Source organism: Candidatus Streptomyces philanthi (assembly GCF_059553635.1).
Map to the genome: position 1 here is coordinate 1 of NZ_JCANQV010000079.1, position 22,550 is coordinate 22,550.

Here is a 22,550-nt window from a genome sequence, read left to right on the forward strand (position 1 = left end):
CCACGACGGCTACCTCGACGCCCTGGCCGCCCGCCGCCGCACCTCCCGCTTCGACACCGCGTACGCCGTCCTCGCCGCGCTCCGCGCCCTCGCCCGGCTGCCGCGCATCACCCCGCTCCCCGCGGAGCCCACCACGTCCGCCCGCCCGTCCGACGCCACCGCGTCCCGCGCCCTCGGCCGTATCCGCGGCCTGCTCGCCAAGGCGGAGGCGACCGACTACGCGGAGGAGGCCGAGGCGCTGTCCGCCAAGGCCCAGGAGCTGATGGCCCGGCACAGCATCGACGAGGCCCTGCTCGCCGCCACCACCGACGGCACCACGGGCCCGGCGGCCGGCCCGTCGGCCATCCGCATCGGCGTCGAAGGGCCCTACGAACAGGCCAAGGCCCTCCTCCTCGACGCCGTCGCCACCGCCAACCGCTGCCAGGCCGTCTGGTCCGCCGACGCCGGCTTCTCCACCCTGGTCGGCTTCGCCCCCGACCTGGAGGCCGCCGAACTCCTCTACACCTCACTCCTGTTCCAGGCCACCGGCGCCATGCACCGCGCGGGCGACGCCCACCACGCCCGAGGCCGCTCCCGCCGCACCCGCGACTTCCGCCAGACCTTCCTCATCGCCTACGCCGACCGCATCCGCACCCGCCTCACCACCGCCACCGAAACCGCCACCGCGGCCGCCGTCACCACCGAGACCACGACAACCACCCCCCTCCTCCCCGTCCTCGCCGCCCGCGCCCTCGCCGTCGAAGAGACCACCGGCACCCTCTTCCCCGACACCACCCCCGTCCGCCTCCGCGGCACCCACGACCCCGACGGCTGGCACCAGGGCACCACCGCGGCGAACCGCGCCCGACTGGGCGGCGGGCGTCACTCGCCCTAGGACCTTTCCTGTTGGGGCAAGAATCCGTCCCGGATGCCCTCGACCAGGGCTCTCATGGCGTCGCCGTAGACGGCCACCGCGGCGAACCGTTCGAAGGCGTCGAGGTAAAGCTGGACGTCCTTCGGGTCAAGGGTGGTGACCTCGGAGTGGAACGTTTCCACGATGACGAGCCGGTCGTCGTGCAGGCTGAAGCAGGTCATGGGGAAGTCCGGCATCCGGCGGTCGGACGGGACGACCCCCAGCGAGATGTTCGGCAGCCGGGACACCGACACGAGCCGGTCCAGTTGGAGCGCCATGACCACAAGCTCGCTGATGCGCCACCGGAGTACGTGCTCGCAGATCAGGAAGCGGAAGGACCTGCCCGGCTCGTACAGGACGGATTGCCGTTCGAGGCGGGCCGCCACGGTCTTGGTCCTGATCTCCTCCAGCAGGGCCGGAGGCAGTGAGAAGACGGCAGAGGCGTACTCGGGCGTCTGGAGGAGCCCGGGGATGAGCTGTCCCTGGAAGAGCCTGAGCGTGGTGGTGCCGGCCTCGATGGCCCGGATGGTCTTCTGGTGCTTCCACGGGCCCATGCGTCGCAGCAGGCGCCATGCGGTGGCCTCGGTGGCTTCAGCGCGGGCGGCTGTCAGGAACTCTTTCTTGACTTCCTGGCTCACGCCTATGGCGGTGAGGACCAGGTCCACGTCCTGGACGGTCGGTCGTACCTTGCCAGTCTCGATCTTCGACAGCTTCCCGGCAGACATGGAAGCCCTGCGGGCCACCGAGTCACCCGTGAATCCGGATGCGTCGCGCAGCGCCCGCAGGGCTTTCCCGATCGAGTCGGCGGTCAGTGGTGCCGCTCCCAGTAGTCGGCGAATGGCACCGCTTCGGCCAGGGCGCGGTCCCGGTAGCCCTGATACTCGGCAAGGCAGTGGGCGGGAAGCAGTTCGGCGCCGGTGAACGCACCGCCGGGCGTGTAGTGCATCCGGTACACGTCCTGGTCATCGAACAACCAGAAGTCGTGATCGGGCAGGTCGGCCACGTCCTGGTCAGCCTTGTCGATAATGCCGATGGTTTCGCCGGCCGTGATGTTGCCCGGGTAGGCGGCCAGTTCGTACCGCAGGTAGTCGGTCAGCGGAGACCTGAGCACATGGACGCGCGAGACGTCCTTCCCCTTGTCGGTCATCGACCGTACCCACGGGTTGTCGTCCCACTCAGGGCCCATGTCCCCACCGGCCAGGAAGCGTTCGAACTCCTCGCGTTCCTCCTCCACGCTGTAGACGGCGAGGGTCTCCAGCCGGAAGGCGGTCCGTTCGAAGGTCTCGAAGAGCCGGCCGAACTCCTCACCGCTGAGCACGGAAGTACTCCTCCAGCATCGAGGCCGGGACCACTACGGCGGTCTCGCCCTCGGGCAGGTCGAGCTGCGCCAGCCGCTCGGGGTCAGCGATGACGTAGCCCTGCACTACGTAGTCCTTGGCGTCCTCAGTACCCCACAGCGTCGGGCACGTTCCGTTCCTGCACTCCGGATCACCGGACAGCTTCCGCAGCATCCTTGCCCCCACATGTCGGCGCACGCCTGTCGCGTTCGATGCTCCCGAGCCGGTTGCGGTGGGGTCAAGCACTGATCCTTTCCAGAACAGGAAAGCAGCTCTGCTGTTTGGAATCGAGGAGGCGTTGGGACGTACGCGGCGGCTATAACGGCAGCATGACCGTCTTCCTGTGTGTCAAGTGCGGCGGCAGTCTTACGCCAGACCTGACGCCACTGCCCGCCGTTCCCTCAGTGCCCGACGGCGAAGAACGGGACAAGGAGAGTCGACGGGCGCCGGCCACGATGCCGCACGGGCACTACGCGATCGAGACCGAACCATGGGGCGCCCCGTACGTGCCGCATCCGGACCAGGAAGAGGGCGGGCCTGCGCAGCCTCGTGGCCTCCGGAGGAGTGTCGAAGGGGTGGCAGTTATCTCTGCCGGGCCGCGCGACAACATCGTGATCCACCCCGAGGGCGCGCCCGATCTCCAGCCGCTGCCGAACTGGGAGAACAGCGTCGGATACTGCGGACCGTCCGGAGAGAGCGGACTCAACCGTGCCTGCCTCTGTGGCGCCCGAGTGGCCACGCTCGCCGCAGACTGCTGGGGCCCGTACGAGCTCCATCTGGACGCGAAGCGGGTCTACGGCTACGACCTGTCCTGAGGGGAGCAGCGGCCCGGCAGGTCTCAAGTCCTACCGGAGCCAGGTCAGCCGCTCATGTGCGGGTCGGCGAGCGAGGTGCTCACTCCCCGGACGCCTCGGTGATGCCCACCGGGCACGACACCCCCGTCCCCCCGATCCCGCAGTACCCCGCCGGGTTCTTGTCGAGGTACTGCTGGTGGTACGGCTCGGCCGGGTAGAAGGGGCCGGCGGGGAGGATTTCGGTGGTGATGTCGGGGTAGCCGGCGTTGTGGAGGGTGGTGCGGTAGGAGTCGCGGGAGGCTTCGGCGGCCTGTTGTCGGGCGGGGGAGTGGGTGTAGATCGCCGAGCGGTACTGGGTGCCGGTGTCGTTGCCCTGGCGGTTGCCCTGGGTCGGGTCGTGGGATTCCCAGAAGAGTTTCAGCAGGGCGGTGTACGGGAGGACCTTCGGGTCGAAGACGACGCGGACGGCCTCGGTGTGGCCCGTCAGGCCGCTGCACACCTCTTCATAGGTGGGGTGCGGGGTGTGGCCGCCCTGGTAGCCGACGAGGGTGGTCCAGACGCCGCCGGTCTTCCAGAAGACGCGTTCGGCGCCCCAGAAGCAGCCCAGGCCGAAGTCGGCGGTCTCCAGGCCCTCGGGGTAGGGGCCGAGCAGCGGGGTGCCGAGGACGGTGTGCCGTTCGGGGACGGTGTAGGCCGGTTCGGGACGGCCCTTGAGCGCTTCCTCGGGGGTGGGGAGCTGGTTCTTGAAGCGGGAGAACAGCATGGCGTCGGCTCCGGGGGAGGGGGCGGTGGGGCGTCGCGGACGGTGGTGGGCGCCGGCCGGCACTGCGGGCGGCCGGCCCACGCCCGTGGTCAGGGCAACGTCTGCGGTGGGCCCGGCATTCCGGCGGCGGGGCAAGAGTTCCCCGGAAGCCGTGTGAGCGGGCCGCGAGAGCCAGGAGCCGCCTACCCCTCGCCCCGCGTGAACCCCGACGACGTGCCGCCCGCCCGCTCCCAGCCGGCGATGGCCATGGCGCGGTAGGCGGCGTACTCGGCGGCGGGGCGGGGGCTGTAGGACCAGGGGACGGCTCCCACGTGGCCGTCGACCAGCTGGATCTGCTCCAGGGCCTCGCCGTAGCGCTCGGCGCGGACCAGGAACCAGATGAGCAGGTGGCGGACGTGGGGGGCCATCGGGTGGTCGTCCGGGGCCTCGCGGAGGGCGAAGAGGGCGCCCTCGATGGCGCGTTCGACGACGGCGCTCTGGTAGAGGCTGCGGACCATGTTGGCCTCGGGCAGGTGGTCGTGGACCGCGAAGAGGGGGAGGGCGGGCAGCAGGCTCCCGGCCGGGGCGCCGGCGGCCGCGCGCTCGGCGAAGCCCTCGGCCTCCTGGCGCGAGCCGTGCCACTTCTGCGACCAGTACGGCAGCGCGGCCAGATGCGCGCCCATGTGGTGCGGGGCGCGCCGGACGACCTTGGACCACAGCTCCTCGAAGTCGGCGCGGCGTTCGCCCAGGCCGCGGGCGACGGCCAGTTCCGTGAGGTACGGGACGGGGCTGCCCGGGGCCAGCAGCGCGGCGTCCCGGCAGACCGTGCGGGCCTCCTCCAGCAGCATCCGGAAGTCCTGCGAGCCGGGGGCGCGCAGGGCCTGGACGACGAGGAACTGCGCGTGGGTCTGGGCGCCGCCCGGGTCCTTGGGGGCCTCCAGGCGCCAGGTGCGCAGCCAGACGCCGCCCCGCGCGGGGGCCTGCTCCCCGGGCTGTGCGCCCGCGGCCTCCCTGGCCAGCTCGAACGCGGCCGCGCCGGCCAGCGTCTGCACCCGCTGCCAGCGGCGTTCCCAGTCGTCACCGGTCGCCTTCAGCAGGTCGGCGGCCGGGCGCCAGTCGTGGGTGTCGCGCATCCGGGCCAGCGCGTCGTCCAGCTCGGGGTCGGGGCCGGGCAGCCGGACGTCGAGGGCGTCGGCCGGGACGAGGCCGTAGCCGGCGACGGGGTCGGTGGCCGTCACCAGGCCCTGCCCGGTCTCCCGCGTGGCGCGTCGGCGCCGCAGCCAGGGCAGGATCACGACACCGCCGATCGCGGTCGCGGCGATGAGCACGAGCAGAGCGTCCATGTGGTGTCCCGGTCGAAGGTGCGGTGGGCGGGACCCGTGCGCGTTCCTCGCCGGGCCCCCACCCCTATCCACTCCCCAGCGAACCAGAAAGTTCCGGGATTCCCGCCCGTACGGGCGACTACCCTCGGCAGGCATGAGCGATCAGCGCGACCAGCGCCACCAGCATTTCGAAACACTCGCCATCCACGCAGGCCAGGAGCCCGACCAGGCCACCGGCGCGGTGGTGACGCCCATCTACCAGGTGTCCACGTACAAGCAGGACGGTGTCGGCGGGCTGCGCGGCGGCTACGAGTACAGCCGCAGCGCCAACCCGACGCGTACCGCGCTGGAGGAGAACCTCGCCGCCCTCGACGGGGGCCGCCGCGGCCTCGCGTTCGCCTCCGGTCTCGCCGCCGAGGACTGCCTGCTGCGCACCCTGCTGACCCCCGGCGACCACGTCGTGATCCCCAACGACGCGTACGGCGGCACCTTCCGGCTGTTCTCGCGGGTCGCGGAGCGCTGGGGCGTCGAATGGTCGGTGGCCGACACCTCCGACCCGCAGGCGGTGCGCGCCGCGCTGCGGCCCCGTACGAAGGCGATCTGGGTCGAGACGCCCAGCAACCCGCTGCTCGGCATCAGCGACATCGCGGCGCTGGCGGGCGTCGCCCGGGACGCCGGGGCGCGGCTCGTCGTCGACAACACCTTCGCCAGCCCGTACCTCCAGCAGCCGCTCGCCCTCGGCGCGGACGTGGTCGTGTACTCGACGACCAAGTACATGGGCGGGCACTCGGACGTGGTCGGCGGGGCGCTCGTGGTGAACGACGACGCCCTCGGCGAGGAGCTGGCGTACCACCAGAACGCCATGGGCGCGGTGGCCGGGCCGTTCGACGCCTGGCTGGTGATGCGGGGCATCAAGACGCTCGCCGTCCGCATGGACCGGCACAGCGCCAACGCGGCGCGGGTCGCCGAGCTGCTGGCCTCGCACCCGAAGGTCAGCCGCGTCTACTACCCGGGGCTGCCCGACCACCCGGGGCACGAGATCGCGGCAAAGCAGATGCGGTCCTTCGGCGGCATGGTGTCGTTCCGGGTCAGCGGTGGCGAGCAGGCCGCGGTGGACGTGTGCGACCGGGCGGAGCTGTTCACCCTCGGTGAGTCGCTGGGCGGTGTGGAGTCGCTGATCGAGCACCCGGGGCGGATGACGCACGCGTCGACGGCCGGTTCGGCGCTGGAGGTGCCCGCCGACCTCGTCCGGCTGTCGGTCGGTATCGAGGCGGTCGACGACCTGCTGGGCGACCTCACGCGGGCACTCGGCTGAGACACCGGCGGCGGGGGGCCCGGGGCGGTGCGCCGGGCCCCCGCCACCGGCCCGTGCGTCAGGAGGACGACGGGCCCGCCGCCGGGAGTGAGGCGGTGATCGCGGCGAGGGAGGTGTTGAAGCGGGTCAGGAGCGTGCAGAACGCGGTGCGCTCCTCCTCGGACCACTCCTCGGTGACCAGGGCCATCAGTGCGCGGCGTGAGGTGCGTACCTCGTCGAGGCGGGCGCGCCCGCGGTCGGACAGCTGGAGGACGACGGCGCGGCCGTCCTCGGGGTGGGTGGTCCGGCTGACCAGCCCGGACTCGACCAGCGGCGCGACCTGCCGGGTCACCGTCGAGGAGTCGATGCCCATGCCGGCCGCCAGGGCCTTGACGCCCATCGGGCCCTCCTGGTCGAGGCGGTTGAGCAGGAGGTAGGCGGCGCGGTCCATGGAGTTGCGCGCCTGGCCGACGCCACCGAGCCGGCTCTGTTCCGCACGGCGGGCGAAGACCGCCACCTGGTGCTGGAGGGCGTCGAGAACGACGGTGTCGGTGTGGGTCGTCATGTCCGAAGAGGTGGGCATGGCCGGGAGCTCGCTTCATGGGATGCGTGACGGATTGGGGGACAGGGTACGCGGCCCGTCCCCGGACCGTACCGGTGCCGACGTCATCCGTCCCGGGCGTCACGCCCGTTCCGGCCGGGCGGTCGCCCGCCGCGGCGCGGCGCCCGGGTGCTTCTCCGGCGTCCGCACCCCCCGCTGCCTGGCTCTTTGCCCGGCTTTCTCCCCCGCCGTCCTCCGTTGCGCCCCCGTTTCCCGGCGGTTTGCCGCAGGGGAACGCTTGTCCGGGAGTGAACTGCCAGACTGACGGCATGGCCGATCACACGGACCACACGGACCACATTCCGCCCACGCCGTCCGCAGCCGACGGCCCGTACGCGCCGCCGCCGTCCGGCGGCCTGACGGTCGACGACGTCCGCGCGGCACAGAAGACGCTCTCCGGGGTCTCCCGGGTCACCGCGCTGGAGGGCAGCCGCCATCTGTCCTCGCTGGTCGGCGCGCCCGTCCACCTCAAGTGCGAGAACCTCCAGCGCACCGGCTCCTTCAAGATCCGCGGCGCGTACGTGCGGATCGCCGGGCTGTCGCCCCAGGAACGCGCGGCCGGTGTGGTGGCGGCCAGCGCCGGCAACCACGCGCAGGGCGTGGCGCTCGCCGCGTCCCTGCTCGGCGTGCGGTCGACGGTCTTCATGCCGGTCGGCGCCCCGCTGCCGAAGGTCGCCGCGACCCGCGACTACGGCGCCGAGGTACGGCTGAAGGGCCAGGTCGTCGACGAGACCCTGGCGGCCGCCCAGGAGTACGCCCGCGAGACCGGCGCGATCTTCATCCACCCCTTCGACCACCGCGACATCATCGCCGGCCAGGGCACGGTCGGCCTGGAGATCCTGGAGCAGTGCCCGGAGGTGCGCACCCTTGTCGTCGGGGTCGGCGGCGGGGGGCTCGCGGCGGGCGTGGCGGTCGCGGTCAAGGGGCTGCGGCCGGACGTCAGGATCATCGGGGTGCAGGCGGCGGGCGCGGCGTGCTACCCGCCGTCGCTGGCGGCCGGGCACCCGGTGGCGATCGACGCGCCCACGACGATGGCCGACGGCATCCGGGTGGGCAGGCCCGGCGAGGTGCCGTTCCGGATCGTCGAGGCGCTGGTGGACGAGGTGCGCACGGTCTCCGAGGACGCTCTCTCCAGCGCGCTGCTGCTGTGCCTGGAGCGGGCGAAGATGGTGGTGGAGCCGGCCGGTGCGAGCCCGGTGGCGGCGCTGCTCGCGGACCCGGCGGCGTTCGAGGGACCGGTGGTCGCGGTGCTGTCCGGCGGGAACGTCGATCCGCTGCTGATGCAGCGCGTCCTGCGGCACGGCATGGCGGCGGGCGGGCGCTATCTGTCGCTGCGGCTGCGGCTGACGGACCGGCCGGGCGCGCTGGCGACGCTGCTGGGCGTGCTGTCCGAGGCCGAGGGCAACGTCCTGGACGTGAGCCATGTGCGGACCGATCCCCGGCTCGGGCTGACCGAGGCGGAGGTGGAGGTGCACCTGGAGACGGAGGGCCCCGAGCACTGCGCCACGGTGGCCGCGGCCCTGCGGCGGGCGGGGTACACGGTGACGGGGTGACGGGAGGCCATCGAGGAGACGGCTGAGGGGCCGGGCGTACGGACGCCCGGCCCCTTCTTCGTGTTCGGGTACGCGATCGCAGTCGCGATGTATCGCGTTCATATCGCGTTTGGGGTAGCATCCCTGCCGTCGAGCCGCCCCTGTACACGCGTTTCGGCATTTTTATGGGGCGCTGAGAACAGGACAGATGATCACGAGGCGGTAGCAGTCCGCTGATCGTAGGATTTCCACGCGGAATCCACCCGAAAATTCATGGGGGTATCCATATGCCAGGCGCCATATACGCCGAAGGGCTCGTGAAGACCTTCGGCGAGGTGAGGGCACTGGACGGCGTCGATCTCGACGTCCCCGAAGGAAGCGTCCTCGGCCTGCTCGGCCCGAACGGCGCCGGGAAGACCACCACCGTACGGGTGCTGACCACCCTGCTCCGGCCCGACAGCGGCATCGCGAGGGTCGCCGGGATCGATGTGCTCAAGCACCCCGACCGGGTACGCCACGCCATCGGCCTCTCCGGCCAGTTCGCCGCCGTCGACGAATACCTGACGGGCCGTGAGAACCTGGTGATGGTCGGGCAGCTCTACCAGATGAGCGGACGGGACGCCAAGCGCCGGGCCGCCGAACTACTGGAGCGCTTCCATCTCACCGACGCCGCCGACCGCCCCGCCAAGACGTACTCCGGCGGCATGCGCAGGCGCCTGGACCTGGCCGCCGCGCTGGTCGTCAGCCCGCCCGTGATGTTCATGGACGAGCCCACCACCGGCCTCGACCCGCGCAACCGCCAGCAACTGTGGGACGTCATCCAGGAACTCGTGGCGGGCGGCACCACCCTGCTGCTCACCACGCAGTACCTGGAGGAGGCCGACCGCCTCGCCCACGACATCTGCGTGGTCGACCACGGCAGGGTCATCGCCCGCGGCACCTCCGACCAGCTCAAGGCCCGCACCGGCGGCGAACGCGTGGAGGTTGTGGTCCACACCCCCGAGCAGGTCCCCGTCGCCGGCGAGGTGCTGCGCCGCTTCGGCGACGGCGGCAACACCGTCGACCCGCACACCCGCAAACTCACCGTCCCGGTCTCCGGCGGCGCCAGAATCCTCGCCGAGGTCATCCGGGAACTCGACGCCCGCGGCGTCGGCATCGACGACATCGGGCTGCGCCGCCCGACCCTCGACGACGTCTTCATCTCGCTGACCGGCCACGCCGCCGAGGACGGCGGGAAGGACGCCGGCGGCACGGACGCCACCGCCCGGCGCGGCGGAAAGCGGCAGCAGACCCGGACCACGGACGGCGCCGCGGCGCCCGAGAAGGAGGCCGTGAAGTGACCACCGTGACCGAGGCGGCCGGGGCCCGGACCCCGGCACCGCGCGGCGCCGCCGCCCGCGCCGTCCGCGACGCGTTCGTGGTCGCCAAGCGCAATCTGCTGCGGATGGCGCGGATACCCGAGATGGTGATCTTCGGACTGATCCAACCGATCATGTTCGTGGTGCTGTTCACCTACGTCTTCGGCGGCTCGATCAACATCCCGGGCGCGCCGTCCGGCAACGCCCAGGCGTACCGCGAGTTCCTGATGGCGGGGATCTTCGCGCAGACCGTCACCTTCGCGACGGCGGGCGCGGGCGCCGGTATCGCGGACGACATGCACAAGGGGCTGATCGACCGGTTCCGGTCGCTGCCGATGTCCCGGGGCGCGGTCCTCACCGGCCGCACCCTCGCCGACCTGGTGCAGACCGCGCTGACCTTGATCGTCCTGGCGGTCGTCGCGCTGATCATCGGCTGGCGCAGCCACGAGAACCTGCTCAAGGTCGTCGCCGGTTTCGGGCTGCTGCTCCTGCTCGGCTACGCCTTCTCCTGGATCGGCGCGCTGATCGGCCTGTCGGTGCGCACCCCGGAGGCGGCCACCTCCGGCGGCCTGCTCTGGCTCTTCCCGCTGACCTTCATCTCCAACGCGTTCGTGCCGGTCAACGGCATGCCGACGGTGCTCCAGCACATCGCGGAGTGGAACCCGTTCAGCGCGACGGTGCAGGCCGCGCGGCAGCTGTTCGGCAACGGCGTCGAGGGGATGCCGGCCTCGGTGACCGGGGCCTGGCCGATGGAGCACCCGGTGCTGGCCTCGGCCCTGTGGTCCCTGCTGATCATCGCCGTCTTCCGGACGCTCGCCGTACGCAAGTACCGCTCGGCGGCGGCCTGACCCGGACGGAAGCACCCGGACACGGCGGCGGCCCGGAGCATGATCGCTCTGGGCCGCCGCCGTGTCCGCGCGGGTTGCGGACTCAGCCGCTGTACGGCTTGGCGTCGAGGATCTTCACGACCGCCTTCTTGCCGTTGGGAAGCTCGTACTCGGCGTCGGCGCCGATCTTCTTGCCGTGCACACCCTCGCCCAGCGGCGACTGCGGGGAGTACGTCTCGATGTCCGAGGTCGCGTACTCCCGCGACGCCAGCAGGAAGGTCAGGGTGTCGTCGGGGTCTCCGTCGAACGCGATGGTGACGACCATGCCGGGAGCCACGACACCGTTGGCGGCGGGGGCCTCGCCGACCTTCGCGGTCTGCAGCAGCTGGGTGAGCTGGCGCACGCGAAGCTCCTGCTTGCCCTGCTCCTCCTTGGCCGCGTGGTACCCGGCGTTCTCCTTCAGGTCACCTTCCTCGCGGGCCGCCGCGATCTTCTCGGTGATCTCGGCGCGTGCGGGACCAGACAGGTACTCCAGCTCGGCCTTGAGCTGGTCGTACGCCTCCTGGGTCAGCCAGGTGACGTTTTCACTGGTCTGGGTCACAGGTGCTCCTCGTCGGTACTGGGGATAAATCAAACGCCCTACCAGGAAGGATTACGCCTTCACGGGTGGGCGAAACCACGAGCCTAACAATTCCGGCACAAATCGGGGAAGAGGATTTGTGCGGCAAGCGGGTGTTGTCACATTGCCGCCGATCAGGGGCGCCCCCTGGACAGAAGGCCACGCCAGGCCCCCTGCGCGGGGCGTACGGGCGTCCGGAATGCCCCGGTATCAGCCCTTGCCGGTGGTGCAGCCCACCAGGACCGCGTTGGTCGCGCGGGACGTCGTCCGGATCGTGACGCGGGTGTCCACCTGGTCCGTGCGCTGCTCGACAGGAACGTCCTTGCGGCCCACCTCGGCACCGTCGTCGGACTGCGAACGCAGGGTGCACACGCCCGTCGCGTCCTCGTCCTTGACGACCTCCAGATGCACCTTCACGGCGTGATCGGACACCACTTCCCAGGAGATCAGCCGGCCGCTGAGCTCCTGCCCGGAGACGTACGCCACACCGATCCAGGCGACGACCCCGAGGAGCGCGGCCCCCAGCACCCCGCCGACGATCTTCAGCATGCGGTCCGAGCGCTGGTCGGCGGAACGGCCGTAGCGGCCCTCGGGGAGGGAATCGCGCACCGCGCTCATGGTCTGTCCTCCTGGTACGGGGGCCTGGAACGCCGCCGTCGCGGCATCCCCGGCCGAGGGAATACAGGGCCCCCTCGCTTCGGTCACTATAGGAGGCATCTTCTCCACCCCTTCACCGAGGATCGAGTCTTGACTGAGCAGCTGCGACTGATGGCGGTCCATGCCCACCCCGACGACGAGTCGAGCAAGGGTGCGGCCACCATGGCCAAGTACGTGTCCGAGGGGGTGGACGTGCTGGTGGCCACCTGCACCGGCGGGGAGCGTGGCTCCATCCTCAACCCCAAGCTCCAGGGCGACCCGTACATCGAGGAGCACATCCACGAGGTGCGAAAGAAGGAGATGGACGAGGCCCGGGAGATCCTGGGCGTCCGGCAGGAATGGCTGGGCTTCGTCGACTCCGGCCTCCCCGAGGGCGACCCGCTGCCGCCGCTGCCCGACGGCTGCTTCGCGCTCCAGGACGTCGAGGCCGCGGCCGCGCCGCTGGTGAAGCTGATCCGGCAGTTCAAGCCGCAGGTCATCACGACCTACGACGAGAACGGCGGCTACCCGCACCCCGACCACATCATGACCCACAAGATCACGATGCTGGCCTTCGACGCCGCGGGCGACCCGGAGAAGTACCCCGGCACCGGCGACCCCTGGCAGCCCCAGAAGCTCTACTACAACCAGGGCTTCAACCGCCCCCGCACCGTCGCCCTCCACGAGGCGCTCCTCGCCCGCGGCCTGGAGTCGCCCTACGGCGAGTGGCTGGAGCGCTGGAAGACCTTCGAGCGCGGCGAACGCACCCTGACCACGTACGTTCCCTGCTCCGACTTCTTCGAGATCCGCGACAAGGCCCTGATCGCGCACGCCACCCAGATCGACCCCGACGGCGGCTGGTTCCGGGTCCCGATGGACGTCCAGCGCGAGGTCTGGCCCACCGAGGAGTACGAGCTCGCCAAGTCGCTCGTCGACACGTCCCTCCCCGAGGACGACCTCTTCGCCGGCATCCGCAACAATTGACCCCATGATGAGCGCGACCAGCACCCTCGCCCTGACGCACTTCGTCACCCTTGCCGATACCTTCGACAAGAACAAGGTGACGCCCGGCGTCCTCGGCTTCATCGTCTTCGCGGTCATCGGCGGCGCCGTGTGGCTGCTGATGAAGTCCATGAACAAGCACATGGGGAAGGTGGACTTCCAGGAGGAGTCCCCTCAGGACGAGAAGGGGGGCGCCTCGGCGAAGGCCCCCGCAGCCCCGAAAACGACCTGAGAGCTGGGGTTTTTCGCCTTCCAGCGCTCCATGGGACGGACTCTCCCCAGGGCCGCCGCGACCGACCGGTCAAGATCGTTCGCGGCGCTGGGGAGAATCTGGGGAGGACGGCCCGACCGGCCGGTCTGTCATGCGCGCATCGCGGCACGGGCCGCCGCGAACAGCCGCTCGTCCTCCACCGGCCGGAACAGCAGCGGCTGGAGATGATCACCGGCACATTCCCGCATGGTGGCCACGCGGGGTGTTCCGGTAGCCGCTTGCTCGGCGAACGATGGTGCTTCCGGCATCTTCCGCACCAGCCGGTTGTGCACCAGTGCCGCCGGGCAGTGCACCGTTTCCGGTAGCCCGGCCGTCAACGCCTCCTGGACCTCCCGGACTGTGGCGCCGCGTTGCGGCCACTCACCGGCCAACGGCGCGAGGCGCCGCACCTCGCGTCCGCCCAGCCGTAGCCGACGCTCGCCGTGCGAGACGGCCGCGAGCGCCTGGGCGCCGCGTTCCACCAGCTCACGCGGTACCGCGGCCGGGGCGGCGGCATCCGGTGCCGGGGCGTCCTCGTCGTTCCGGGACTGCCCACCCTCCCGCCCGTCGGCCGTGATCGCGTGACCGAGGTCGAGATCCTCGGGGGAGGGTGGGTTGGTGGTGTACTCGACGGTGTCCTCAGGGGAACGGCCGACCGCCCGGCCCATCGGCTCACCGGCGGCCGGAATCCCGTCCGTCGGCAGGTCGTCGCGTAACCCGGCGGCTTCGGCCGGACCGAGAGGGACGTTAGGCGGCGGCGCTCACACCTCTCTGATGATCACGCGCTTCCCGCAGAGCTTCGACCAGTCGTCCCGGTCGGAGGTCAGAACGATCACGGGGGCCTGGACGCGGAGCGCGAGTGCGGCGACGAGGGCGTCGATCGCGTACTTGTGCCCGTGCAGCCCGCCCGCGTCCTGGAGGAGCGCCGCCGCGGTCAGGGAGTCCTCCTGTCTGACCGGTTCCACCCGTAGCCGGGAGAACACCCACTTCAAGCGCGCCAGATCGGTCTCCCCTTGCCCGGCTTCCACGATGGTCAGCGCAGACACGAGGACAGGAACCCTGGCCTGCCGGGATGCCTCGATGCGAGCTGCCATCCTGCGGTCGTTGCGCAGGAGCAAGGAGAGCGCCTGTCCGTGTCATGGAGGTGTTTTCTGCCGAGAAGTTTGTTCGATTGGGGTGGGCGGAGGCGGCGTCTCGGCCGGCAGCGGCATATGCTCCGGCCCGGTTGACGTTCCACTCTGAGCCGCCCAAGACTCTCACTCTGCCGCCGCTGTCATCTGTCACAGACGCAGGGACGGTGCATCGAGCAGAAGCCTGGGCGTCGCAGCCGGTTTCTCCCCGGTGGCCGGCTTGCGGGGGCTCTGCAGGCGGCGGCCCGGCGTCCGGGTCTTCCGCTGCCCTGGTCGGCCGACCTCGACGGGCACTCTTCTCCCTTTGCCTCGCCGTCGAAGGCCGCAGAGGCCGTGACCGGCAACATCATCAACGGCTGGACCCTGTGGCGGACGCCCGGCGGTTCCACGTTGGATCAGCTGCGACAGAAGCTGGACGCCGAGTGGCCGCCTCAGGCGGCCCCCGTTTGAGGGGCGTCGAGCCCACCGCGCACGCACAGCCGACGGGAATCGTGGAAGCCGTGAAGTCCAGGTCTGACCGGTGGGCGGTGTCGTAGTCGGCGGCACCCCGGGCGGAAAGCCTGCCGCGGGTGCCGCCGGACTCGGGCGTATCGGGCCGTCGTTTCGGCAGTCGTCCCGTCGCCTGCCATGAGTAGGGTGGCGGCGTGAATCGTCTCGTCGGCGCGACATCGCCCTATCTGCTGCAACACGCTGACAACCCGGTCGACTGGTGGGAGTGGGGCCCGGAGGCGTTCGCGGAGGCGGCGCGGCGTGATGTACCCGTCCTGCTGTCGGTCGGCTACTCGGCGTGTCACTGGTGCCACGTCATGGCCCACGAGTCCTTCGAGGACGAGGGGACGGCCGGGCTGATCAACGCGCACTTCGTGGCGGTCAAGGTTGATCGGGAGGAGCGGCCGGACGTTGATGCCGTCTATATGGAGGCCGTGCAGGCGGCTACCGGGCAGGGCGGGTGGCCGATGACGGTTTTTCTTACGCCGGATGGTGAGCCGTTCTACTTCGGTACGTATTTTCCGCCGGAGGCGCGGCACGGTATGCCGTCGTTCCGGCAGGTGCTGGAGGGGGTGTGGGCCGCCTGGGCCGACCGGCGTGACGAGGTGGGGCAGGTGGCGCGGCGGATCGTCGCCGATCTGTCCGGTCGTTCGCTCGTTCCCGTGCCGGGGCAGCGGATGCCGGGCCCTGAGGAGCTGCACACCGCGCTGCTGGGGCTGACGCGCGAGTTCGACGCGGCGTACGGGGGGTTCGGGGACGCGCCGAAGTTCCCGCCGTCCATGGTGCTGGAGTTCCTGCTGCGTCACCATGCCAGGACCGGGTCCGTCGGGGCGCTGGAGATGGTGCAGGCGACCTGTACGGCGATGGCCAGGGGCGGTATCTACGACCAGCTCGGCGGCGGCTTCGCGCGGTACGCGGTGGACGGTACGTGGACGGTGCCGCACTTCGAGAAGATGCTCTACGACAACGCCCTGCTGTGCCGGGTCTACGCCCATCTGTGGCGGGCCACCGGGTCGGGGCTCGCGCGGCGGGTCGCGGTGGAGACCGCTGACTTCCTCGTCCGTGAACTCCGTACCGAGCAGGGCGGGTTCGCCTCCGCGCTGGACGCGGACAGTGACGACGGTACGGGGCGGCACGTCGAGGGCGCGTACTACGTCTGGACGCCGGAGCAGCTGCGGGCGGTCCTCGGGGAGGACGACGCGGCGTTCGCGGCCGGGTACTTCGGGGTGACCGAGGAGGGGACGTTCGAGGAGGGCGCTTCCGTCCTCCAGCTTCCCGGGACCGAGGGGCCGGTGGACGCGGCGCGGGTGGCGTCCGTCAAGGAGCGGCTGCTGGCGGCGCGAGAGGGGCGGCCGCGGCCCGGCCGTGACGACAAGATCGTCGCCGCGTGGAACGGTCTGGCCATCGCCGCCCTCGCCGAGACCGGCGCCTACTTCGACCGCCCGGACCTCGTCGAGGCCGCCACCGACGCCGCCGACCTGCTGGTGCGCGTCCACATGGACTGGCAGGCCCGGCTGCACCGCACCTCGCGCGACGGGGTGGCGGGCGCCAACGCCGGTGTCCTGGAGGACTATGCCGATGTCGCCGAGGGCCTCCTCGCGCTCGCCGCGGTCACCGGGGAGGGCGTCTGGACGGAGTTCGCCGGCTTCTTCCTCGACGGGGTGCTCGCCCGGTTCCGCGACGAGGACGGCGCGCTCTACGACACCGCGTCCGACGCCGAGCAGCTGATCCGACGCCCCCAGGACCCCACCGACAACGCCACTCCCTCCGGTTGGACCGCTGCCGCCGGCGCCCTGCTCTCCTACGCGGCGCTCACCGGCAGTACGCCCCACCGGGAGGCCGCGGAGCGGGCGCTCGGCATCGTCACCACCCTGGGCGCACGGGTACCGCGCTTCGTCGGCTGGGGGCTCGCCGTCGCCGAGGCCGCGCTCGACGGCCCCCGCGAGGTCGCTGTCGTCGGCCCGCCGGACGATGACGCCACCCGGGCCCTGCACCGCGCCGCCCTCCTCGGCACCGCCCCCGGAGCGGTCGTCGCCGTCGGCGCGCCGGACTCCGACGACGCCGAGGCACTACCGCTTCTGAGGGAACGTCCCCTGGTCGGCGGACGACCGACCGGCTACATCTGCCGTCACTTCACCTGCGAACAGCCGGTGACCGCGCCGCGCGATCTGGCGGCCCGGCTGGGCGGACGCCCGGAGGACGAGGCGTAGGAGGGGGGCCGCGTTCCCTGCGGCCCAAGTGCCGGTGGACCAGATCGAGTTCGCCGGGTTGTCGGTGGTGGCGGTCAGGTCCTGTTGCGGAAGTCGCGTGGTTCGTCCGGAGGGGTGGGGGCTCGCGGCGTCCGTGCGTGCGGTCGCAAGGCGGAGGGGCGTACCGGTACCGGTCGTACCGGGACGGGCCGACAAAGAAGGAGCCCCCGCGCCCCTTCAGGGCGTGCGTGCCGGACGCCGCAAGGCGGAGGGTCGTACCGGTACGACCGGTACCGGGACACCCCGACAACGCCGGGAGCGCGCGTGCCGGGCGGGACTTTCCCACAGGCGCTAGGGAGCGGGCCCGCCCCCCGGCAGGACGGTGTCCGAGTGCGGCACTACCTCGGCCGTGTGTGCCGGTTGTAGCCTCGCGGGCGTGATGAGCTTGCTGGGGCGCAGATCTCTCGTCGAGGAGGTCGCGGCGCTGCGGTCCGGTGCCGACGATCCGGTGGCCGTGGCGCGCCGGACCTGTGACCGCATCGACGCCGTCGACCCGCACCTCCGGGCGTTCGTCCCCGAACCGGACCGCCGCGCCCGGCTGCTGGACGAGGCCCGTCGGGCGGCCGGTGCGAAGGGGCGGCCAGGGCGGTCCGCGCCGCTGTACGGCGTGCCCGTCGGCGTCAAGGACATCGTGCACGTCGACGGGTTGCCCACCCGCGCGGGCTCGCTGCTGCCGCCCGGGGTGCTCGCCGGGCCGCAGGCCGCGGTGGTGGACCGGCTGCGCGCCGCCGGGGCGCTGATCGCGGGCAAGACCGTCACCGCGGAGTTCGCGGGCGCGGCACCCGGCCCGACCCGCAACCCGCACAACCCGGCCCACACCCCCGGCGGTTCGAGCAGCGGCTCGGCCGCCGCGGTGGCCGCCGGCGCGGTGCCGCTCGCCCTCGGGACGCAGACCACCGGCTCGATGATCAGACCCGCCGCGTACTGCGGCGTCGTCGGTTTCAAGCCGGGCTACGAACGGGTCCCGATCACCGGGGTGATCCCGCACGCCGTCAGCTTCGACACCCTGGGCTGGTACGCCACCGACGTCGCGGGCGTCACCCTGGCCGCCTCGGTGCTCTGCGACGACTGGCACGGCGTGCCGAAGGAGGCGGACGGGCGGCTCCCGGTGCTCGGTGTGCCCGTGGGGCCGTATCTGCGGCAGGCGGACGATGAGGCGCTGGACGCGTTCCGGGGCTGGTGCGACGTGCTGCGCGGCGCCGGGTACACGGTGCGCGAGGTGCCGGTGATGGACGACTTCGCCGACATCGCCGAGCAGGTACGCGTCATGGACCGCTACGAGATCGCCCGCGTCCACACCGACTGGTTCGCCCGCTTCGGCGACCTCTACCGGGAGGAGAGCGCGGCCGCGGTCCGCGAGGGGCAGGCGATCGGGCGGGCCGCCTACGAGGAGGCCCTGGAGCGGCGCGCCGCGTTCCGCGCGCGCCTGGCCGACGCGGCGGCCGGGGCCGCCGCCGACCTGTGGATCGCCCCCTCCGCCACCGGGCCCGCGCCCCTCGGCCTCGGCACGACGGGCAAGCCCGTCATGTGCCTGCCATGGAGCAACGCCGGTCTGCCGTCGCTGAGTCTGCCGGCCGGGCGCGCCCCGAACGGGCTGCCGCTGGGGCTCCAGATCGTCGCACCCTCCGGCGCGGACGAGTATCTGCTGCACGTCTCGACGGGCATCGAGGCGGTGCTGCGGGCGGCCTGACGCATGCCTCACCCCTTCCCGGCGTCCACCCGTAGGGCGGGCCCCGCGGCGTGCGGCCTCACGGCGGAGGGAGCGTACCGAAAGGTCGTACGGGGGCAACACGCGGCGCGCGTGCCGGCCGGGCGCCCGACGGCAGACCGACAGGCACGATGCTGCGCCCCCTCGGGCCGTCAGAGCGTCAGCCCGCGGGCCAGGACATCCATCGCGCGGTGGACCAGTGCGCCCGGATCGGTGCCGGGACTGTCCTCGACCCAGTGCAGCAGCGTCTCCTGGAGCGCCGCGAGCAGGGCCGCGCTGACGACGCGGACCTCCAGGTCGTCGGGGGTGCGGCCGGTGCGTTCCGCGAGGAGGGCGCCGAGGCGTTCGGCGTCGCGGGCGAGGTGTTCGGCGGTGCGGCCTCGTACGGCGGGGACGTCGCGGATCAGCCGGGCGCGCTGCACCAGTTCGGCGCGGTCGCCGGAGGCCATGGTGCGCAGGGTGGCGGCGGCGACCTGCCGCAGGGTCTCGCACATCGGCTCGTCGGCCGGGCGGGAGCGGATGCCGGCCGCCATCAGGGCCTCGAAGTCGTCGGTGAGGACCAGGTCCTCCTTGGTGGGGAAGTAGCGGAAGACGGTGCTGGGGGAGACGTCGGCGGCCGCGGCGATCTGGTCGACGGGGGTCGCTTCGTAGCCCTGCGCGGCGAAGAGACGGAAGGCGGCCCGCCGGATGGCCCGCCGGGTCTTGAGCTTCTTCCGCTCCCGCAGCCCGGTCTTCGGTGCCGTGGAGGCGCGGGACGCCGAGGTATGTGCAGAGGCCATGGACATCATTGTCGTCGATGGCGAAGGGCCCGGCCACGGCCGAACGGCACGTGATCCGGGCCCTGTGGACCGGTCCGCGTCAGGCGTGCGAGTACGCCACCAGGGAGATGCCCACGTAGTGCACCACGAACGCCGCGAGGGTGAAGGAGTGGAAGACCTCGTGGAAGCCGAACCACCGCGGGGACGGGTTGGGCCGCTTGATGCCGTAGATCACCCCGCCCGCGCTGTAGAGGAGGCCGCCGACGATGACCAGCACCAGGACGGCGATGCCGCCGGTGCGCAGGAAGTCGGGGAGGAAGAAGACGGCGGCCCAGCCCATGGCGATGTAGCAGGGGGTGTAGAGCCAGCGCGGGGCGCCGACCCAGAAGACCCGGAAGGCTATCCCGGCCAGGGCGGCGGCCCAGACCGCCCACAGCAGGATCTGGCCCCGGGTGCCCGGGACCAGCAGCATCGTCAGCGGCGTGTAGGTGCCCGCGATGATCAGGAAGATGTTGGCGTGGTCCAGCCGGCGCAGTACCCCGCCGGCCCGGGGGCTCCAGTTGCCGCGGTGGTAGAGGGCGCTGACGCCGAACAGCAGGCAGGCGGTCAGCGTGTATATGGCGCAGGCCAGCCGGCCGCGGGGGCTGCCGGCGAGGGCTGTGAGGAGGACCCCGGAGAGCAGCACGGCGGGGAACATCCCGGCGTGCAGCCAGCCGCGCAGTCGCGGTTTGAGGGGCGGCGGCGTGTCGGCCGTGGGCGCGGGGGACTCGGGGGAGCGAGGGTGCGCTGCGGCGTCGTGCGCGGGAGTCATGGCGCACATGCTACCTACGCAACCGTAGGTTACGTGGCGGGGCGGAAGTGGTGACGGTCACGAGAACGCCCCCTGGACAGAACCGCGCCGGGGTCGGATGATCAAATGAGTGCGGTCGGCACCGGATGAGCGGTCACGAAGCATCCGGGTCGCGGCCCCCAAGGGGCAAACATGGATAAGAAACGGGTCTTTCTCGGGTATTCCGGGCATGAATCCGTCATCACCCTCATCTAGGAGCGATCGTGGCGCGCGACAACGCGGCTCCCACCACCCCGACCCGTCACCAGGAACTCCTCTCCTGGGTCGACGAGATCGCAGAGATCACCCAGCCCGACCGGATCGTCTGGTGCGACGGCTCGGAGGCGGAGTACGAGCGGCTGTGCGAGGAACTCGTCGAGAAGGGGACCTTCACCAAGCTCGACCCCGTCAAGCGCCCCCACTCGTACCACGCCGCCTCCGACCCCAGGGACGTGGCGCGGGTCGAGGACCGCACGTTCATCTGTTCCGAGAAGGAGGAGGACGCGGGTCCGACCAACCACTGGAAGGCCCCCGCCGAGATGCGGGAGATCTTCACCGGACCCGAGGGCATCTTCCGCGGCGCGATGCGCGGCCGGACGATGTACGTCGTCCCGTTCTGCATGGGGCCGCTGGGCTCCCCGCTCTCCGCCATCGGTGTGGAGATCACCGACTCCGCGTACGTCGCCGTCTCGATGCGCACCATGACCCGGATGGGTCAGCCGGTCCTCGACGAGCTGGGCGAGGACGGTTTCTTCGTCAAGGCCGTCCACACCCTCGGCGCCCCCCTGGAGCCGGGCCAGGCCGATGTGCCGTGGCCCTGCAACACCACCAAGTACATCTCGCACTTCCCCGAGGACCGCGAGATCTGGTCGTACGGCTCCGGCTACGGCGGCAACGCCCTGCTCGGCAAGAAGTGCTACGCGCTGCGCATCGCCTCCGTCATGGCGCGTGACGAGGGCTGGCTCGCCGAGCACATGCTCATCCTCAAGCTCACCCCGCCGCAGGGCGAGGCGCGGTACGTCGCCGCCGCCTTCCCGTCCGCGTGCGGCAAGACCAACCTCGCGATGCTGGAGCCCACGATCTCCGGCTGGACGGTCGAGACCATCGGCGACGACATCGCCTGGATGCGCTTCGGCGAGGACGGCCGGCTCTACGCCATCAACCCCGAGGCGGGCTTCTTCGGCGTCGCGCCCGGCACCGGTGAGCACACCAACGCCAACGCGATGAAGACCATGTGGGGCAACTCCGTCTTCACCAACGTCGCGCTCACCGACGACGGTGACGTCTGGTGGGAGGGCATGACCGAGGAGCCGCCCGCCCACCTGACGGACTGGCGGGGCAACGACTGGACGCCCGAGTCCGGCACCCCGGCGGCCCACCCCAACGCCCGCTTCACCGTCCCGGCCGGGCAGTGCCCGATCATCGCGCCGGAATGGGAGGACCCCAAGGGCGTGCCGATCTCGGCGATCCTCTTCGGCGGACGCCGCGCCAGCGCGGTGCCGCTGGTCACCGAGTCCTTCGACTGGAACCACGGTGTCTTCCTCGGCGCGAACGTCGCGTCCGAGAAGACCGCCGCCGCCGAGGGCAAGGTCGGCGAGCTGCGCCGCGACCCGTTCGCCATGCTGCCGTTCTGCGGCTACAACATGGGCGACTACATGGGCCACTGGATCAAGGTGGGCAAGGACGCCGCCGCCCGGGGCGACGCGGACAAGCTGCCGAAGATCTACTACGTCAACTGGTTCCGCAAGGACGAAGCGGGCCGGTTCGTGTGGCCGGGCTTCGGCGAGAACAGCCGGGTCCTGAAGTGGATCGTCGGGCGCCTGGAGGGCACCGCCGAGGGCGTGGAGTCCCCCATCGGCGTCCTGCCGGCCAAGGGCGCGCTGGACACCGAGGGCCTCGACCTGTCCGAGGCGGACCTGGACTTCCTGCTCACCGTCGACAAGGACGTGTGGCGCGAGGAGGCGGCGCTGGTCCCCGAGCACCTCAACACCTTCGGCGACCACACGCCCACCGAGCTGTGGGACCAGTACCGCGCGCTGGTCGAGCGCCTGGGCTGAGCCGCAGACCCGCGAGAGCCCCGTACGGCGTGGTACGGGGCTCTCGTGCTGTTGGGGCTCAGGCCGTGGCGAGGTCCGGCCGGCGTGCCCCGTGGGCCGCGAGCCGTTGCGCGGCCAGGGTGCG

Annotated in this window: 24 protein-coding genes; 12 read left to right on the top strand and 12 right to left on the bottom strand. The window is 71.6% G+C overall.

The features are described from left to right. Positions 1–874, top strand: an 874-nt coding sequence (locus AC51EU_RS12195; protein WP_496266873.1) for a DUF2786 domain-containing protein, incomplete at its 5' end; no start/stop codon positions are given. On the opposite strand, the gene AC51EU_RS12200 is transcribed toward AC51EU_RS12195, so the two are convergent. The 3 genes from AC51EU_RS12200 to AC51EU_RS12210 are packed head-to-tail and all read right to left on the bottom strand — an operon-like array spanning position 871 to position 2,403. Beyond that, positions 871–1,677 (bottom strand): helix-turn-helix domain-containing protein, encoded by an 807-nt coding sequence (locus AC51EU_RS12200; RefSeq protein WP_496266900.1) that lies wholly within the window; start codon positions 1,675–1,677, stop codon positions 871–873. The two genes, AC51EU_RS12195 and AC51EU_RS12200, sit on opposite strands and share 4 nt — an antisense overlap. 23 nt (positions 1,678–1,700) lie before the next feature. Continuing rightward, a complete protein-coding gene (locus tag AC51EU_RS12205) occupies positions 1,701–2,210 on the bottom strand; it encodes a DUF6879 family protein (protein ID WP_496266874.1) in 510 nt (169 codons plus the stop codon). Next, the gene (locus AC51EU_RS12210) at positions 2,197–2,403 is read right to left on the bottom strand and encodes a hypothetical protein (protein ID WP_496266875.1); all 207 of its coding nucleotides are present in this window, start codon (positions 2,401–2,403) and stop codon (positions 2,197–2,199) included. Before AC51EU_RS12210 ends, AC51EU_RS12205 begins: the two co-directional genes overlap by 14 nt. A 401-nt stretch (positions 2,404–2,804) precedes the next feature. On the opposite strand from AC51EU_RS12210, the gene AC51EU_RS12215 reads away from it, so the two are divergent. Continuing rightward, entirely contained in the window at positions 2,805–3,044 is a 240-nt protein-coding gene (locus AC51EU_RS12215) for a hypothetical protein (RefSeq protein WP_496266877.1), read from the top strand. Between the two features lie 79 nt (positions 3,045–3,123). Here the strand turns inward: AC51EU_RS12215 and msrA are convergent, their stop codons facing one another. Together msrA and AC51EU_RS12225 are read right to left on the bottom strand one after the other, a co-directional pair. After that, complete coding sequence (gene msrA, locus AC51EU_RS12220; protein ID WP_496266879.1) at positions 3,124–3,786, bottom strand: peptide-methionine (S)-S-oxide reductase MsrA; 663 nt, start codon at positions 3,784–3,786, stop codon at positions 3,124–3,126. A gap of 182 nt (positions 3,787–3,968) precedes the next feature. Next, on the bottom strand, positions 3,969–5,108 hold the full coding sequence (locus AC51EU_RS12225) for a hypothetical protein (protein ID WP_496266880.1): 1,140 nt from the start codon (positions 5,106–5,108) through the stop codon (positions 3,969–3,971). A gap of 133 nt (positions 5,109–5,241) precedes the next feature. Between AC51EU_RS12225 and AC51EU_RS12230 the strand changes: the two genes are divergently transcribed. Further along, entirely contained in the window at positions 5,242–6,402 is a 1,161-nt protein-coding gene (locus AC51EU_RS12230; RefSeq protein ID WP_496266882.1) for a cystathionine gamma-synthase, read from the top strand. 58 nt (positions 6,403–6,460) lie between these two features. Here AC51EU_RS12230 and AC51EU_RS12235 read toward each other — a convergent pair whose 3' ends face one another. Next, positions 6,461–6,964 (bottom strand): MarR family winged helix-turn-helix transcriptional regulator, encoded by a 504-nt coding sequence (locus AC51EU_RS12235; protein WP_496266884.1) that lies wholly within the window; start codon positions 6,962–6,964, stop codon positions 6,461–6,463. 287 nt (positions 6,965–7,251) lie between these two features. On the opposite strand from AC51EU_RS12235, the gene ilvA reads away from it, so the two are divergent. The 3 genes from ilvA (at position 7,252) to AC51EU_RS12250 (ending at position 10,720) form a co-directional block, all read left to right on the top strand. Beyond that, the gene (ilvA, locus tag AC51EU_RS12240; protein WP_496266885.1) at positions 7,252–8,535 is read left to right on the top strand and encodes a threonine ammonia-lyase; all 1,284 of its coding nucleotides are present in this window, start codon (positions 7,252–7,254) and stop codon (positions 8,533–8,535) included. A gap of 266 nt (positions 8,536–8,801) precedes the next feature. Further along, entirely contained in the window at positions 8,802–9,854 is a 1,053-nt protein-coding gene (locus tag AC51EU_RS12245) for an ATP-binding cassette domain-containing protein (RefSeq protein WP_496266887.1), read from the top strand. 5 nt (positions 9,855–9,859) lie between these two features. After that, a complete protein-coding gene (locus AC51EU_RS12250; RefSeq protein ID WP_496266901.1) occupies positions 9,860–10,720 on the top strand; it encodes an ABC transporter permease in 861 nt (286 codons plus the stop codon). Between the two features lie 82 nt (positions 10,721–10,802). On the opposite strand, the gene greA is transcribed toward AC51EU_RS12250, so the two are convergent. After that, entirely contained in the window at positions 10,803–11,300 is a 498-nt protein-coding gene (greA, locus tag AC51EU_RS12255; protein ID WP_496266888.1) for a transcription elongation factor GreA, read from the bottom strand. Between the two features lie 228 nt (positions 11,301–11,528). Beyond that, positions 11,529–11,936 (bottom strand): DUF4307 domain-containing protein, encoded by a 408-nt coding sequence (locus tag AC51EU_RS12260; protein ID WP_496266889.1) that lies wholly within the window; start codon positions 11,934–11,936, stop codon positions 11,529–11,531. 129 nt (positions 11,937–12,065) lie between these two features. Between AC51EU_RS12260 and mca the strand changes: the two genes are divergently transcribed. Continuing rightward, positions 12,066–12,938, top strand: coding sequence for a mycothiol conjugate amidase Mca (mca, locus tag AC51EU_RS12265; RefSeq protein WP_496266890.1), 873 nt, complete (start codon positions 12,066–12,068; stop codon positions 12,936–12,938). A 4-nt stretch (positions 12,939–12,942) separates the two neighbouring features. After that, the gene (locus AC51EU_RS12270) at positions 12,943–13,188 is read left to right on the top strand and encodes an RAMP4 family protein (protein WP_496266891.1); all 246 of its coding nucleotides are present in this window, start codon (positions 12,943–12,945) and stop codon (positions 13,186–13,188) included. A gap of 128 nt (positions 13,189–13,316) precedes the next feature. On the opposite strand, the gene AC51EU_RS12275 is transcribed toward AC51EU_RS12270, so the two are convergent. Further along, positions 13,317–13,874: a hypothetical protein gene (locus AC51EU_RS12275; RefSeq protein WP_496266892.1), complete on the bottom strand. Its 558-nt coding sequence runs from the start codon at positions 13,872–13,874 to the stop codon at positions 13,317–13,319. 93 nt (positions 13,875–13,967) lie between these two features. Further along, the gene (locus tag AC51EU_RS12280) at positions 13,968–14,300 is read right to left on the bottom strand and encodes a PIN domain-containing protein (protein WP_496266893.1); all 333 of its coding nucleotides are present in this window, start codon (positions 14,298–14,300) and stop codon (positions 13,968–13,970) included. A 300-nt stretch (positions 14,301–14,600) separates the two neighbouring features. Between AC51EU_RS12280 and AC51EU_RS12285 the strand changes: the two genes are divergently transcribed. From AC51EU_RS12285 to AC51EU_RS12295, 3 genes are all read left to right on the top strand, one after another. Next, positions 14,601–14,786, top strand: a complete 186-nt coding sequence (locus AC51EU_RS12285; RefSeq protein ID WP_496266902.1) for a DUF4357 domain-containing protein — start codon at positions 14,601–14,603, stop codon at positions 14,784–14,786. 194 nt (positions 14,787–14,980) lie between these two features. Further along, complete coding sequence (locus AC51EU_RS12290) at positions 14,981–17,035, top strand: thioredoxin domain-containing protein (protein WP_496266894.1); 2,055 nt, start codon at positions 14,981–14,983, stop codon at positions 17,033–17,035. Between the two features lie 415 nt (positions 17,036–17,450). Further along, complete coding sequence (locus tag AC51EU_RS12295; protein ID WP_496266895.1) at positions 17,451–18,764, top strand: amidase; 1,314 nt, start codon at positions 17,451–17,453, stop codon at positions 18,762–18,764. Between the two features lie 170 nt (positions 18,765–18,934). Here AC51EU_RS12295 and AC51EU_RS12300 read toward each other — a convergent pair whose 3' ends face one another. Both AC51EU_RS12300 and trhA read right to left on the bottom strand, forming a co-directional pair. Continuing rightward, a complete protein-coding gene (locus AC51EU_RS12300; RefSeq protein ID WP_496266896.1) occupies positions 18,935–19,561 on the bottom strand; it encodes a TetR/AcrR family transcriptional regulator in 627 nt (208 codons plus the stop codon). Positions 19,562–19,640: 79 nt separating this feature from the next. Next, positions 19,641–20,351 (bottom strand): PAQR family membrane homeostasis protein TrhA, encoded by a 711-nt coding sequence (gene trhA, locus AC51EU_RS12305; protein ID WP_496266898.1) that lies wholly within the window; start codon positions 20,349–20,351, stop codon positions 19,641–19,643. A gap of 242 nt (positions 20,352–20,593) precedes the next feature. On the opposite strand from trhA, the gene AC51EU_RS12310 reads away from it, so the two are divergent. Further along, positions 20,594–22,426 carry a phosphoenolpyruvate carboxykinase (GTP) gene (locus AC51EU_RS12310; protein WP_496266899.1) on the top strand — a complete coding sequence of 611 codons (1,833 nt, stop codon included), beginning with the start codon at positions 20,594–20,596 and terminating at the stop codon, positions 22,424–22,426. The last annotated feature ends 124 nt before the right edge of the window (positions 22,427–22,550 follow it).

What these genes read in the sequence shown, in the direction of transcription:
- AC51EU_RS12210 (WP_496266875.1), bottom strand. Translation starts at nt 2,403, where the DNA reads ATGCTGCGGAAGCTGTCCGGTGATCCGGAGTGCAGGAACGGAACGTGC.
- msrA (WP_496266879.1), bottom strand. Translation starts at nt 3,786, where the DNA reads ATGCTGTTCTCCCGCTTCAAGAACCAGCTCCCCACCCCCGAGGAAGCG.
- AC51EU_RS12225 (WP_496266880.1), bottom strand. Translation starts at nt 5,108, where the DNA reads ATGGACGCTCTGCTCGTGCTCATCGCCGCGACCGCGATCGGCGGTGTC.
- AC51EU_RS12230 (WP_496266882.1), top strand. Translation starts at nt 5,242, where the DNA reads ATGAGCGATCAGCGCGACCAGCGCCACCAGCATTTCGAAACACTCGCC.
- AC51EU_RS12235 (WP_496266884.1), bottom strand. Translation starts at nt 6,964, where the DNA reads ATGCCCACCTCTTCGGACATGACGACCCACACCGACACCGTCGTTCTC.
- ilvA (WP_496266885.1), top strand. Translation starts at nt 7,252, where the DNA reads ATGGCCGATCACACGGACCACACGGACCACATTCCGCCCACGCCGTCC.
- AC51EU_RS12245 (WP_496266887.1), top strand. Translation starts at nt 8,802, where the DNA reads ATGCCAGGCGCCATATACGCCGAAGGGCTCGTGAAGACCTTCGGCGAG.
- AC51EU_RS12260 (WP_496266889.1), bottom strand. Translation starts at nt 11,936, where the DNA reads ATGAGCGCGGTGCGCGATTCCCTCCCCGAGGGCCGCTACGGCCGTTCC.
- AC51EU_RS12270 (WP_496266891.1), top strand. Translation starts at nt 12,943, where the DNA reads ATGATGAGCGCGACCAGCACCCTCGCCCTGACGCACTTCGTCACCCTT.
- AC51EU_RS12275 (WP_496266892.1), bottom strand. Translation starts at nt 13,874, where the DNA reads ATGGGCCGGGCGGTCGGCCGTTCCCCTGAGGACACCGTCGAGTACACC.
- AC51EU_RS12280 (WP_496266893.1), bottom strand. Translation starts at nt 14,300, where the DNA reads ATGGCAGCTCGCATCGAGGCATCCCGGCAGGCCAGGGTTCCTGTCCTC.
- AC51EU_RS12300 (WP_496266896.1), bottom strand. Translation starts at nt 19,561, where the DNA reads ATGGCCTCTGCACATACCTCGGCGTCCCGCGCCTCCACGGCACCGAAG.
- trhA (WP_496266898.1), bottom strand. Translation starts at nt 20,351, where the DNA reads ATGACTCCCGCGCACGACGCCGCAGCGCACCCTCGCTCCCCCGAGTCC.